Annotated in this window: 12 protein-coding genes; 6 read left to right on the plus strand and 6 right to left on the minus strand. The window is 59.5% G+C overall.

All coding sequences use genetic code 11. The annotated features are described in order from the left end of the window. The 4 genes from ABE528_RS08725 to ABE528_RS08740 all read right to left on the minus strand — a co-directional run. Positions 1-2,448, minus strand: a 2,448-nt coding sequence (locus tag ABE528_RS08725) for a DUF6531 domain-containing protein (protein ID WP_346652687.1), incomplete at its 3' end; no start/stop codon positions are given. A 4-nt stretch (positions 2,449-2,452) separates the two neighbouring features. After that, positions 2,453-2,914: a DUF1795 domain-containing protein gene (locus tag ABE528_RS08730; protein WP_346652688.1), complete on the minus strand. Its 462-nt coding sequence runs from the start codon at positions 2,912-2,914 to the stop codon at positions 2,453-2,455. A 39-nt stretch (positions 2,915-2,953) separates the two neighbouring features. Further along, positions 2,954-3,541, minus strand: a complete 588-nt coding sequence (locus ABE528_RS08735; RefSeq protein ID WP_346652778.1) for a hypothetical protein — start codon at positions 3,539-3,541, stop codon at positions 2,954-2,956. Positions 3,542-3,552: 11 nt separating this feature from the next. Next, positions 3,553-5,406 carry a type VI secretion system Vgr family protein gene (locus ABE528_RS08740; protein WP_346652689.1) on the minus strand — a complete coding sequence of 618 codons (1,854 nt, stop codon included), beginning with the start codon at positions 5,404-5,406 and terminating at the stop codon, positions 3,553-3,555. A 715-nt stretch (positions 5,407-6,121) separates the two neighbouring features. Between ABE528_RS08740 and ABE528_RS08745 the strand changes: the two genes are divergently transcribed. From ABE528_RS08745 to ABE528_RS08755, 3 genes are read left to right on the plus strand one after another with little or no spacing between them, the layout of a single operon-like run. Continuing rightward, on the plus strand, positions 6,122-7,582 hold the full coding sequence (locus tag ABE528_RS08745) for a DUF6861 domain-containing protein (protein WP_346652690.1): 1,461 nt from the start codon (positions 6,122-6,124) through the stop codon (positions 7,580-7,582). An 8-nt stretch (positions 7,583-7,590) separates the two neighbouring features. Next, positions 7,591-7,935, plus strand: coding sequence for a hypothetical protein (locus ABE528_RS08750; protein WP_178120033.1), 345 nt, complete (start codon positions 7,591-7,593; stop codon positions 7,933-7,935). Continuing rightward, positions 7,922-8,464, plus strand: a complete 543-nt coding sequence (locus ABE528_RS08755; protein WP_346652691.1) for a hypothetical protein — start codon at positions 7,922-7,924, stop codon at positions 8,462-8,464. The genes ABE528_RS08750 and ABE528_RS08755 overlap by 14 nt, the downstream gene beginning before the upstream one ends. A gap of 30 nt (positions 8,465-8,494) precedes the next feature. Here the strand turns inward: ABE528_RS08755 and ABE528_RS08760 are convergent, their stop codons facing one another. Both ABE528_RS08760 and tri1 read right to left on the minus strand, forming a co-directional pair. Continuing rightward, positions 8,495-9,196 (minus strand): hypothetical protein, encoded by a 702-nt coding sequence (locus ABE528_RS08760; protein ID WP_346652692.1) that lies wholly within the window; start codon positions 9,194-9,196, stop codon positions 8,495-8,497. A 96-nt stretch (positions 9,197-9,292) separates the two neighbouring features. Continuing rightward, positions 9,293-10,408 carry an ADP-ribosylarginine hydrolase Tri1 gene (tri1, locus tag ABE528_RS08765; protein WP_346652693.1) on the minus strand — a complete coding sequence of 372 codons (1,116 nt, stop codon included), beginning with the start codon at positions 10,406-10,408 and terminating at the stop codon, positions 9,293-9,295. 636 nt (positions 10,409-11,044) lie between these two features. On the opposite strand from tri1, the gene ABE528_RS08770 reads away from it, so the two are divergent. From ABE528_RS08770 to tssC, 3 genes are all read left to right on the plus strand, one after another. Next, positions 11,045-11,794: a hypothetical protein gene (locus tag ABE528_RS08770; RefSeq protein ID WP_027917412.1), complete on the plus strand. Its 750-nt coding sequence runs from the start codon at positions 11,045-11,047 to the stop codon at positions 11,792-11,794. Positions 11,795-11,859: 65 nt separating this feature from the next. Further along, positions 11,860-12,399 (plus strand): type VI secretion system contractile sheath small subunit, encoded by a 540-nt coding sequence (gene tssB / locus ABE528_RS08775; RefSeq protein ID WP_060511758.1) that lies wholly within the window; start codon positions 11,860-11,862, stop codon positions 12,397-12,399. A gap of 14 nt (positions 12,400-12,413) precedes the next feature. Then, positions 12,414-13,916 (plus strand): type VI secretion system contractile sheath large subunit, encoded by a 1,503-nt coding sequence (tssC, locus tag ABE528_RS08780; RefSeq protein WP_060511716.1) that lies wholly within the window; start codon positions 12,414-12,416, stop codon positions 13,914-13,916. Positions 13,917-13,923: the final 7 nt, after the last annotated feature.

Genomic DNA, 13,923 nt, shown 5'->3' on the forward strand with positions numbered 1-13,923 from the left:
CATCAACCGGCCGATGGCATCGCGTTCGAACAGCGTGCTGCGCTCGGGGCGCTCACCGTTTTCGCCGTAGCCGATTTCGTCCAGGCGGACCAGATGCCCGCCAGCGTCGTAACTAAAGCGTCGGGTCAGGTTGTCTACCCGCACTTCTTCGCTCAGGCGGTCAGATGCGTCGTAGGCGAAGCGGTACGCCGCACTGTTCTCGTTGACCAGTGCGGTCAGGCGCAGGGCCTTGTCGTACTCATAGCGTACCCACTCGCCCTTGGCATCCTGACGGCTGCTCGGCAGGCCGCGCGAGGTGCGTTGCAGGCGGGTGGTCTGGCCTTTGCCATCGGTGTGGGTCAACACCTGACCCAGGGTGTTGTAGGTGAAGGTCTCTGCAGTGCCATCCGGGTGGTTGATACGTAGTACTTCGCCGTCCGGTTTGCGTTCCAGCGTGGTGGTCTGGTTCAGTGCATCGGTCACTGCGACGAGGTGCTGACGCTCGTCATATCGGTAGTAGGTGCTTTTGCCGGAGCAGTCCTGGAAACGTTCGACCTGCGCATAGGCGTTCCACCACAGGTACTTGGACTTGAAGTTGGCATCGATGATCGTGTGCGGCAGGCCGTCATCACTGTTGAGGTACTGAGTCTTGTGGCCCAGTGGATCGATCTCGGTGATCAGGTTGCCTTTATCATCGTAGCGCGACTGCCAGACGCTGCCGTCGGGGAAGCGGGTCTCCGTGACCAGTGGCGTGGCGAAGTGGTGCTTGTAGCTGATCTTGCGGCCCAGCGGGTCGGTTTCCTCGATGAGCCGGGAGAACTCGTCGTACTTGAGCGCCAGGTGGTTGCCATCGGGCAGATCGATGCCAATCAGATTTCCGGTTGCGTCGAAATCCATGCCGTAGCGCTCACCGCCGAAGTCGCGGCTGGCAATGACGCGTTTGTCTTCGTTGTATTGGATCTGCAGTTCACGGCCCAGCACGTCGGTTGCCCAACTGGTGCGTTTGGCAGGGTCGTAACGGAAGTGATAGTGCTCGCCGTCGCTGGTCCAGTGTTCGACCACGCGCGGCTTGCCATCCTGGGATTCCCAACGGTACTCGCAGATCAGGCCCAGGGCATTGCTGTGCCGGACCATGAGGTGTTCGGCGTAGCTGAAATGGCGAACAGAGTCGCCATTGCGGTTGATCACTTCAGTGAGCTGGCCGTTATCGTCATAGCGGTAACGCACCAGCGTTTCGACAGCGGTGTCATCGACCACGCGCTTGACGTCTGTCAAACGCCCAAGCGGGTTGTCATAGTGCAGGTGGACACGCACGGCACCTGGCGCGGTGATATCCGTGAGTCGCCCTTCGGCACTGTAGGTAAAGTGCAGGTAATGGCCCAGCGCATTTTCCAGGCGTTGCAAAGGCACGCGTGTATTGCCGTCCGGCACTTCACCAAAGTAGAAGAAGAGGTTATCGAGCGTTTGCAGAAGGTAGTGGCCGCCCTCGGTACGCACGAGGTGGATGCGCTCGTTGGGATTGTAGATGCTTTCGCCTGGCTCCAGATCGACGAATGGGACGCTGCGCCCCTGGTTGTCGGTTAGATAGACGAATCCGCCGCTACGACGAAGGCTTTGCTCCCAAGGCAAGATCCAGCCCTGGCCCAGTGCACTGTTGACGGTAAGGTCGCTGGCATAAAACCGCGACCACTCGATAGGCATCAGGCCAGGCAATACGAAGTCTGTTTCATTGGCCAGCAGTTTGCGGCCGGTGGTCATGTCCACCGGATTACCGGTAAAGCCCTCGATCGCCCGACCAACAGCCGGGCCGATGATGAAGCGCCCTGCTAGATAGCTGGCTGCAATGGTAGCGCCGGTCTGAAGTGCACACGGGCCGGCGGCCTTGAGGCCGGCCTGAAGCCCGAGGCGACCGACTGCCAGAACCGAACGCCCCATCGAGGCGACGATCATCAACACATCGACCGTGACGCGCAGCCATTCCGGTACTTCATCATCCACGGGCAAGTACCGCTCAGTACCGCCACCGATATAGACGTTGTTCGAACCGCCCGAAATCTTGGCGCCACACGTCAGCTTGTCACCTTTGCGTGCCGCTGCAACGCCATTGATGAATACGTTGGTGGAGCCTTCTGCAACCAGTACCGGCGCCGGATGCTTGTCACATTTGGCAGTACTCAATGTGGCGTGGGCTGCATTGCGATTGTTGATGAATACGTCTGTCGAACAACCGGGTAACTCTATCTGCCCAGCGGGCGAACTGAACATCGAGCCTATCTTTTCGCCCAACATCGGCAGCATGCCGGCACCGATACCGATCACTGCCCCCAGCAAGAAGCCGCCGAGGCCGGCGGTGCAGATGGTGAAGGCAGCAGCCGTAGCAATCGCCAGGCCAATCACTGCCCCAGCAAGAAAACCTGCCAGGGCACTGGTGTGTTCAATCTCGTCGTGCAGCCGCGCAGCCTCGAACATAGGTTCAACCCTGCGTGGTGTTTTCTGGGGAGCTTGGTTGGCGTGGTTCGAAGCTGTTCAACAGCCCAAGCCAACTGTCGTTCTGCTTGCCATTGAAGTCGGCCTGGCTGGTCGTGGAGAAAACCAGAATGCGCCCAGGCGCGACCTCGAAAGCCGCCTGTCGTTGATAGACCGGCCGGCCATCCTTCAGGTAGTAGCCATCGACCTGAATACCCGCCTGGGGTTGGCTTGAAGACAGGGTGGCTGGCTTCTTGCCGAGGATGGTGTAGCCGCGCAATTTGGATGCGATCAGCTTCACCTGGCGCTCGATATAGGCTTTGAGGTCCTCGCCGGGCATCAGGTTGTCACGTGAGAGCGTAATGTTCAGCGGTGCCGGGATGCTGTCCCCGAGGATAAACATGTTGACCGTGCGATCCTGGAAGCCTTCCGGCAACGTGATAGATCCTTCCTGCAGCTGATAGTCCATTGTCTGAGTGTTCCATGAAAACGTGAAAAGATTTGAGCCTTACTGCGCGGTCATCCCGGCCAGCATGGCATCGAACGCGATCAGCCAATCGGCCAGTTGCGATTGGTCCGGGTTGATTACCGTAGACATGTTCATCCACTGCCGTTTGTTGCCGTCCGCAGAAACGATGATCGTGCACACGGCGCGGCCGTGACGGCGCTCCTGACCTACATTGAACTGGTAGTCGAGACTGATTGCAGGGTGGCCAGCCAACAAGGTTTCGGCTTGACGCACCGGGATCAGTTCCGCATGCCGCTCGCTCAGTTTTTTGATAAACAACTCGACCGCTTTATCAAGTTCAAGCCCGTCAGGCGCAGGGCGGCGGCGGGCGCTGAATTGCACGTGGCAACCGGCAAATTCCAGCGTGGTATCGATATCACGAAAAGCGAAACCTTGAGGCATGAGCATATTCAAGCCTGCAATGCGCAATGCGTTTTGCTCTGCGTCCATCTGCAGTGGCTGTGGCGCTGGTGCAACCTCTAGCGCAGCTTGCGCCTCGATGCGTGCTTCCTCGGCCTGCTGCCGGGCAAGCGCCTCGGCGGCCTCTCGCCTCTGCGAGAGCCTGTCGTAGATATTTCCTCTAACCATCACGCTAAGCCCTACTCGTTGATATCGACCCGGTCACCTTTGACAAAGGTGTTCTTGCCCAGAATGTCGATGCTGTCTGCTTCGATGGTGATGCCATCCGGTTTGAGGGTGATCTTGCTGGTACCGACTTGCAGCAGGATGCTCTCCTTGGCGCTCACCTGGATGAACTTGTTGTCAACCTGCAAGGTGTAAGCACCCTCTTTGACGTTCACCACCGTGTCTTTCTTGATGATTTCCGTATGTGCTCCACCCACCGTGATCGTCCGGTTGTTCCCCACATCATGGGACTCATCCAGCTCGATCTCGGTATCCATGTTGCGCTCGGCGTGCATGATGATCTGCTCGGCGCCGGCCTTGTCCTCGAAGCGGAAGAAGTTCGCGGTACCGCCATCACCCTTCATCGAGCGGGTCAGGAAGCCGCTCTGGGTCTTGTTCGCAGGGAGCGACCACGGCGGCGTGTTGACGCTGTTGTACAGGCTGCCCATGATCAGCGGGCGGTCCGGGTTGCCGTCGAGGAACACCACCACCACTTCGTCGCCTACACGTGGGATCTGGATGCTGCCGAAGCCGCCGCTGGCACCGGATTGGGCGACACGTACCCAGCACGAACTGTGGTCGTTGTGTTGGCCCTTGCGGTCCCAGTGGAACTGAATCTTCACGCGGCCCAGTTCGTCGGTGAAAATCTCTTCGCCTGGCGGGCCGACGATGATGGCGGTCTGTGGGCCGGCGATGGTCGGCTTTGGCGTGCTCAGCTGCGGGCGGAACGGGATCTTCTTGCGCACGCAGCTGAAGGTGTTGAAGTAGCTGGCCTGCTGACCGCTGAGGTAGTTGTTGTGGCCTTCGCTCTCCACGCTCATCAGCAGGAACTGGCGGTCTTCGACGGCGCCCTGGTCGTGGGTGTAGTGCTGCAGCAGCTCGAAGGTATAGCCGGGCTTCATGGCCCGACAGTTACTGGCGCCTTCGAACTTCTTGCCACGCAGTTCCAGCGCCTCGATACGCAGGCGCAGCAGGGTTTCGCCTTCGTCATAAGTGCCGTGGGTGTACTGGCCGGGGAAGTCGTAGATTTCGAAGTTTTCCACGTCGCCCTGCTTGTTCACGCTGTTCATCGCCACCGGCAAGCGGTTGTTGGGCTGGCGGTAGTCGAAGGTCTGCGTGGCCATCTTGCCGGACTGCAGCTGGCGGTTGCCGCTCCACTGGGTGATGGAGTCGGCGGTCTCGGTGACCGAAGCGCTGTGGAAGCGGATCTGAGGCTGCTCGGGGATGTCCACCAGCGTGCTGGAATCATCGCAGATGATCATGGTGTGGCCTTCGGCGGTGTGCTCGAAGTAGTAGAACATCCCCTCTTCCTCCAGCAGGCGCTGGACGAAGTTGAAGTCGGTTTCGCGGTACTGGGTGATGTAGGTGTAGCGCTTTTGTGGCCGGGTCAGGCGGAATTCGTGGCGGGAGAACGCCGGGCAAAGGGCGAACACTTCGGTGACCACTTCCTCGACCGTGTTGCCCTGGAAAATCCGCGTGTCGAAGCGGTTCTTGAGCATCGAGAACCATGGGTTGAGGGTGGCGGTGTAACGCGCCATGCCACCGTCGCTGCCGATGCTGGCAAAGCGCGTGAGGTAACCGGTGATGTAGCGTGGGCCGCCTTCGGCCAGCTCGATCTCGATGCTGACGTGCTGGCCCATCATCGACTTCAGCGCCACGCCAGAATCTTCGCAGACCAGCAGCAGTTCGTAGTTGAACGCCCGCGACAGGCCCTCGACGCCCTTGAAGGTTTCCAGCAGCAGTTCCTGCTCGGGGTTGGCCAGGTTGTGGAACTTGAACAGGCGGCGGTTCTGCGGCGACAGCAGCGCGGAGGCCAGGTCCATGATCATGCGAAATCTCCTTGAAAACACGGCCAGCACGCTAATGCGATGCTCAGCTACAACTCTGTTCTTGCGGGCGTATTCGGCATGCGCGCATCACGCGCGTGCCCTGCGGAATCATGCGACTGCCGGCATGACGGAAAGTGCCATCATGCGTTGAATTTAATGCGACCTGGTTCACATTACCGAATGCCAGGCAGGCAGAAGCGCCCAAAAGGAGACACCGGCAAATGATGCCCTGTCAACACATCGCAGGCCTTGAAACGCCGAGCTTAGAGCCCCGCAAAGCGATATCACATCGCCACTTTTCGCAACCGTCACCGCTGCATCAAAGCGCTATGGGCCATCGCCGAATGGCCCGTAGCAGAAGGTTTTTCAAGGGGTGAACGGAGCCCATAGCTGACCACGCCAAGTCGAGCTATCCGTTACCGTTTGCGTCCACGGCGCTTGCGGAGAAAAATGTTTCATAACGTGGATTGGTTCAAATTTTTCGACATTCATCCACTCTGGCAAATGGCTAGCGTAGGCACTGGCCATACTGGCACTTGCGGCAAGCGAACAGCCATGATTCGTGCGATGATGCTTAATTGCCATCATTGCCCCACACCCCTGTCCTGAGAACAATGAACGCTCCGTCGGATCTTCCCGCCAATCTCGAGGTCTGACGCGACACGCTGCGCTCGCCGCCGAAGCGCCGCCTACCTCCATGGACAGTGAAGCGAAAATGGATCTTTTGACCAACATCCCCAGCTGGGGCGACATCGAACGCAATCTCGAGCAGAAATTCAGCGAGCTCAACCAGAGCGTCGACAGCGGCCTGAACAGCGCCCACGAAGCCTGGGACGGTTTCAGCCGCCGCGTGAGCAATGGCGCCAATCAGGCCTATGGCTACCTGGGTGGCCAGCGCATCGACAACGTACGCCAGGCCATGACCCTGTCCTACCCGATCATCCAGGACAACCTCAAGCGCAAGTGGTCTTCCATCGGCATCGAGCAGATCCTGCCGGTACTGCTGCAACTGGTCAAAGAAGTGTCGATGATCCTCGGCGGCAGCGTGGCGGTTGGCTCGCTGGCCGGTGGCGTGGCCGGAGCCTTTGCTTTTGGCGTCGGCGCGGCGCCGGGCGCGGTGGCCGGCGCCGGCATCGGCCTGCAGGTCGGCAACCTGATCCTCATGGGGCTTGGGCTGTCCGCCATCGCCGAGTACTTCTACCAAGGCCTGCCGGCCTGTTTGTCGACACTTCAGCAAGGCATGGCCACGGCATGGTTTGCCGAGGATGGCCTCAAGCCCGCTGGCCTGGACCCAACCGGCGGCTCGTCGGCGCAAGCCCAGGAGCGCGTCGAGCGCGCCGCGCGCCAACTGGCCCGCGGGCAGGAGCAGTTGGTGTTGCTACTGCTGACGGCCATTGTCACCTACCTGACCCGGGGGCAGCTGAAAGCAGGCATAGTCAGCAGCGCGGAAAGTATTGCCACACGTAGCGCCCGATTGCAGGCCGAAATATCCAACAAACAGTTGGCAGCATGGCTGGCGAAAAACGAGCAGAAGCTACTGGCGAACCCCGAACTACGGGTCAAGGAGGCGACTCCTCTCAAGCCAGCGGAGCCGCAAACCCTGCGGGAGTTCTACAGCAAGCAGGACCCGAATTTCACCTCGATGGAAGACCAGATCAAGAAGGTCAGCACCTTCAAGACCAAGGGCCTGTCGAACGCCCAGATCGAAGACTTCCTCAACACCACAGACGGCGAGAAGCTGCTTAGCAAGCTGCAGGCCGCAGCCCCGGATGCCGACGCCACTACCATCTACTCGCGGGCGTTCGACCAGGTGGCGTCCGGGTCCACCATCCCCGAGGTGAGGATGATCGACTCCCCGCTGGTCAAGATCGTGCCCGAAGGGCAAAGTGTGTCGCCCTACTCGCCCTTCTTCACCACCCACGAGGAGCTTCAGGCAGCGGCCAGATCCGGCAAGACACTGGCTGACAGCTTTGGCTTGCCGCTGGGCAGTGAATCGACACGTTATTCGATCTTTGAAATGTCACCGTTGCAGCCAACCGAGGTATTTGTGAGTAAAGTTGCTCCTACTACCGAGCTGGGTGGCGCCATCTCACGCAGCGGCGAAGCGATGCAGTACCTCACGCCCAATCGCGGCGAATGGGGCACTCCGAAACTGATGGGCACCATCTCCAACTAGGGCTGACCATGAACACTGAAACACTCAAACAGAAGTCACTCAAGCTTCGCTTGATCATCGACAGCCTGAAGGCGCAAGACCCTGCCGCGATGAAGCTGAGCGTCGAACTGGAGCCACTGCTGAAAGCAGCAGACCAGGAACGCATCCGCACCCCGATGGAGTGGCGCGACATCCCTGGGCGCTACCTGTTCACCGAAGAAGGGCTGCAGCAGTATGCCGATCTCGAGCACGCCTTCGCCGAGTTCCGCATTGAGCTGACGGGGGGCGAGTCCCCTACCCTGCGCAAGCTCAAGGCGCGCATGGGGGAGAAGCCTTCGCTGGGATCTCAAGGCGAACCCAATGACCTCGGCTAGCAGCGAAACTGGATTAATAGCATTCAGGCTTCGAGCTGTTCTGACCTTACTCATCTGTGCAAGCGTGGGTCTGTTCGCCGTCTATTGGCTAATCACACACGTGCTTCCCATTTACGGCCAGATGTGGCGTCTCGCCTCTGTTATCGAAGTCCCGTATATGGCTTTTGGCTTGCTCATGGCCCCGCCTGTCATGCTCGCTTGTGTCGTTGCCAGTGCTTTTGCGATATATACAGGCGAACGATTCGCGCCACACAACAAGTCCGCGTTCGGAAAACTCCAGACCGCAATGCTGAAAGCCTCTGTCTACTCATTAATTGCGGTCGCACCCCTCGCAGCCATTCTCACCACGGTAGCGCTCAACAAACTCGACTATACAAGTTGCCCCCAACTCAGAAAATCTGGCTCGGCCTGGCAAACCTATTGGGTAAGTCACCCTGGCTTTTGCTTTGTCCCTGACAGCTATACAGAAAACAGGTGGCCCTGCAAAAATGTAGAGGGCAAGCAGTTATGCATCAACATGGATGAATAAGCAGGGCCCACCAGCGCAGCGCAATACGCCTCACTCGCCGTTCGTCCTGACAGCAAAAAGCCTCCCCAGCCACGAAGCGGCGCGCAGGTCTCTAATGGCATCTACATTCTTGAAGGTGTATCGACAGTTCTTTTTTGCCTCACGTGCCTTCAGCGCCCTCAAAGCCCAAATTTTGTCACGATTGTAGAACACCATGAACAAGGCTATGAACATGAAGAAGTAGATCAACCCGGTCATCGGCGCATCATGGGCTTTCATCAGTGGGTAGGTCAAACTGCTCAGCCCCGCACCCAGCCCGGCTTGCCACCACCTCACCGGCTCCGGAGGCTCAATGGACTCTACGCAAAGCCCTTCAAACTGAAGCACGCTGCTTTTGCCAGGCCAGACGCAAACCAGGCCATATGCCAACAGGGTAAGAACTACAGGGGCAAGGCACAGCGCAGTTGAGGCAAAACCGCCTAGTTTCATCTTTTTGTAACTGATGGCCATCGTTAGCAGGGCAGCGAACAACGGAGCGAAAGAAAGGTTAAAGAAAAGCCGCAGATTAGCATAGACAACAAAGCGTTCAGTTCGAAAGGCACATTCAATGCACCACACGCTCATCACAACCACCGCAATGGCTGACAGGATGATAAAAAATGGCGGGCTAACGCCAATCATCAACACCGCTATGATTAACATCAGTAGCCATGCCGACCAAATTTTTGCAAAAAAACGCTCAACGGTAAACATGAGTTCAATCCATTTGATCAATCGGACGCAGCACGCCAATCGTGCCTAACCTGCGCGTCTCGACCAGAGAGCAGGCAACCGACATACCGTTAACTTTCACTGCCGGTCGTAAGTAAGCTCATCCAACTCATCACCCGGTGGCGCAAGTTCAAATATTCGACTCGCCAAATCACGAATGTGTTGCGACCAGGCAACTTTAGCCACCCACTCCGGCGGCATGCCCGACACGCCATACAAGGCTCCGGCAATCTGCCCCGCCGTCGCCGCCACACTGTCGGCATCATCGGCAAGGTTGGCCGCCAACAGAATCGCATCCCTGAAATTGTCCGTATTCCACACAGCCCAGAGCGCTGCTTCCAAGGTATCGACCACATACCCGGACGAGCGAATCTGCTCACGGGTTTTGTGCTTGTACTCGCCGGCATTGATGATCAAGGCCCGGGGCTGCAGGGGGCGTACCTTCGGCGACAATGCCTCTTGCTTGTCCGCGCCATTGAGCGCCAAATGCAACTGCGCACCGAACAACTTACAGCACTCCGATACCTCAATCGCGCGGTGAGTCACACTGCTCTGCGTTACGCTCTGCCACCAGGTTGCCGACAGTGAATGGCGTCGGAAAATGGCCGTGGGCGCGAGCCTGATCAACGACCCGTTGCCTGCTGTCGAGGCCTCGAGATTACCCATCCACCCAAGCCCTTGGGCCTCCCATCCTTCCAGGGCTCGGCGGGTGACATTACCGATGTCGAAGCAGCGGCCATTGACACTGTTTTCGCCCTGCCGATACCAGCGCACCATGGCATCGGCAAAGGTCGCGAAATCGAACTTGCCTTGGCTTGCGTAGGTGTCTGCCAGGCACAGCGCCATGCTGGTATCGTCGGTCCACTCACCCGGCGCCAAGCGGAAAGGACCGCCGCCGACCATATCGTTGACATGCCCCTGATCGCGCCGCTGAAACTCCAGGGTCGTACCTACCGCATCACCAATCGCCAGCCCCAACAGTGCGCCTTGCGCACGGTCCAATGCTTGCTCCGGTGACAACGTGCACGGCCTGTCGCTCAACCAGGCAGGCTTGATACGCGGCAGCCTGGGGGCATCGGGCTTCAACGTGTAGTCCATGCGCTGCTGCAACTGCGGCGACCACTCGGGCAGCAGGTCGACGTAGCGCTGGGCGTACTCGCTCAGGGTTGCATCCGGGCTTCTCAGATCGATCATGCTCATTCCTTGCTGTGGGCTGCGCTCATCCATGCGAACATTCTGCTGAACATGCTACTCACAGGCAACGTGTACAGGCCGAAACCACTTGAATGGCCACTTGCAGCCCACCCCGCAGGCGATGAATTGCATGCCTTGCTCGGGTGGTTGTGGGAGCGGGGAATCGAGGGGCGAATGATGGGCGCAAAGCCGCTGTAAGTGCCCGCTCAAAACCGTTTCGGCGCGGCATATTCCGTCGCATTGCCATCATTGAAAGGCGCCGCGATGGAAGCTCAATGCCAGCGGCTCGACGGCAAAAAATGAGACCCGCTTCACTTTTTGAAAAAAACTTTTCACGCCAATTTTTACCGCTCCCTTAGCACTTCCGCCCCCTGACTTTAGGGGCCAAAGCCCCATTTCACGTACTCGAAACCTTCAACCAATGGCATGGCGCCATCATTGCGCCGCATCACAAAACAGGGAAAAAATCGCGCCCCTCACCGGAACTTCTTCCGCAGTGGGGTGCCCTACTCGGCATTGCTGGCAACACGATATTCATGTGCCAGCACTCAAATTGCCGCAGCCGAGAGGCGCGATTTTCAGGTCCACGCCATTGGCGTTTCAGGACGATCAAGCAGGCTCATGGACGATGTACCGATGACACAGACATTCGATGTCGAAGCACTGATCAAGCTGCGTAGCCAGACGCGGGCGATCTCCGATGCGCTGAAGGCGCAGGCGGCGGATTACCTTGCCACCGTGGCACCGCTGATCCGTCCGCAAACCCTGTTTGGCGAATACCTGCAAGGCGCCCAGCGCAGCAGCGGGCGCGAAACCCAAGGCCATTTCCAGTCGTTGATCGAACTCTACGAGCGCATTGGATCGGCCGCGCCGTTCCAGCTGGTCAGCGAGCTGGAAGTGCCGCTGAACCTGATCAGCACTACCCCCGAACTGTTCCCGCTGGAATACGACAAGGTCCTCGAACAGAGCGGCCAGGTCATCCGTATCACCAGCCCGACGCGCTGGGTGGTGGGCTTCCACGCGTTCGACCTGGCGCAGTTTCGCAACGTCATCAAAGACCCCAACCGCAGCAGCGCCGAGCTGTACCGCTTCGTGGTGCACTACCTGGTGCTGTTCTACTGCCTGAGCAAGTCGCCAGGCCTGGGCCGGCTGTTCGAAGGCCTGCGCTACGGGCTGAGCTTCGAGCGCCTGAAGGGCTTTGGCGACCTGCCGTTCTGCGTCATCAGCTCACCGGTGCGCTCGGAACTTCCGGACGATTCGGTCATCCGTAGCAGCACGCAGATTGCCGGCAACACCAGCTTCGAAGAGCTGGTGGGGCGCGACAACATCCTGGAAATGAACGACGACATCCGTCAGCGCCTGCTGCTGACGATCGAAGGACTGTAAACGCGCAGGGCCCGGTCACGGGCCGCGCAATGATTCGCAGCGAATTGCTCGCACTGGAGAACACGATGGCGAAGAAGGAAAGCACCCAGCACAAACTCGACCGCGTTCGCGCGCCTCGGGTCCATATCACCTACGACGTGGACATCGGCGATGCCATCGAGAAAAAGGAGCTGCCCTTTGTCGTCGGCGTGCTGGGCGATTTCTCCGGCAACCCGCTGGAGCCGCTGCCCAAGCTCAAGGACCGCAAGTTCGTCTTCATCGACCGCGACAACTTCAACGGCGTGCTCAAGGGCATCAAGCCGCGGCTGACCTACCGCGTCGACAACACCCTGGCCAAGAACGGCACCCAGCTGGGCGTCGAGCTGAACTTCAACAGCCTCGAAGACTTCGAGCCACAGAATGTGGTGAAGCAGGTCGAGCCGCTGCGCAAGCTGCTGGAAGTGCGTAACAAACTGGCCGACCTGCGCAACAAGATGGGCGGCAACGACAAGCTCGAAGAGCTGCTGATGGACGTGCTGCAGAACACCGAAAAGCTCAAGACATTGGGCCAGGAATTCGGCCGTGAAGCCGAAGTGAAAGACCCGTCCAGCGACGATCGCGCCTGAGCAGGAGCCCGAACATGACCGACAAGCAAACCGCACCGCAACAGGCCGGCGACCTGGTCGAAGTGGAAAACTTCGCCCCGCAGCCATCGCTGCTCGACAGCATCATTTCGCAAAGCCGCGTGGCCCGCTCCGACACCGAGCGCAACCGCACCCGCGACCTGATCGGCGAACTCGTAAACCAGGTGCTCGAGGGCGAAATGACCCCGAGCAAAGACCTGATCGCCGTGCTCGACGCGCGCATCGCCGAAATCGATTCGATGCTCTCCGAGCAGATGAACGAGATCATGCACGCCCGTGAGTTCCAGCAGCTGGAAGCCTCCTGGCGCGGCCTGAAGTACCAGGTCGACCAGACCGAAACCAGCACCACGCTGAAGATCCACCTGCTCAACGCCTCGAAGAAAGACCTGGTGCGCGACCTCAAGGCCGCCAGCGAATTCGACCAGAGCGCGCTGTTCAAGAAGGTCTACGAAGAAGAGTACGGCACCTTCGGTGGCGCCCCGTTCGGCATGCTGATCGGCGACTACGAGTTCAAGCGCAGCCCCGAAGACATGTACCTGCTCGAAGAGATCTCGCACGTCGCCGCTGCGGCCCACGCGCCGTTCATCTCGGCGGCCTCGCCCGAGCTGTTCGGCTGGGACTCGTTCACCGAGATGTCCGGCCCGCGTGACCTGGCGAAGATCTTCGACACCGTCGAATACGCCAAGTGGAAGTCGTTCCGCGCCTCGGAAGATTCGCGCTACGTCGGCCTCACCCTGCCCCACGTGCTTGGCCGCCTGCCGTATGGCCCGGATACCACGCCGGTGGAAGAATTCAACTTCGTCGAAAGCGTCGACGGCCGCGACCACAACAAGTACCTGTGGATGAACGCCGCCTACGCCCTCGGCACCCGCGTCACCGATGCGTTCTCGCGCTACGGCTGGTGCGTGGCGATCCGCGGCGTCGAAGGTGGCGGCCTGGTCGAAGGCCTGCCGACTCACACCTTCAAGACCGATGACGGCGAAATCGCCCTCAAGTGCCCGACCGAGATCGCCATCACCGACCGCCGCGAAAAAGAGCTGTCGGACCTCGGCTTCATCCCTCTGGTGCACTGCAAGGGCACTGACTACGCGGCCTTCTTCGGCACCCAGTCGGCGCAGAAGCAGAAGCAGTACAACACCGACATCGCCAACGCCAACGCACGCCTGTCGGCGCAGCTGCAGTACATCTTCGCCACCTCGCGTATCGCCCACTACATGAAGGCGATCATGCGCGACAAGATCGGCAGCTTCGCCTCGCGCATGGATGTGGAACGCTTCCTCAACCAGTGGCTGGCCAGCTACGTGCTGCTCGACGACACCGCAAGCCAGGAGGCCAAGGCCAAGTTCCCGCTGCGCGAAGCCCGTGCCGAGGTGTTCGAAGTGCCCGGCAAGCCAGGCGTGTACAAGGCCGTGACCTACCTGCGCCCGCACTACCAGCTCGACGAACTGACCGCCTCGCTGCGCCTGGTCGCCGAACTGCCGCAAGGCGCCCGCGGCTGACCGGCCG

Source organism: Pseudomonas sp. TWI628, from assembly GCF_039673865.1.
Classification (GTDB): domain Bacteria; phylum Pseudomonadota; class Gammaproteobacteria; order Pseudomonadales; family Pseudomonadaceae; genus Aquipseudomonas.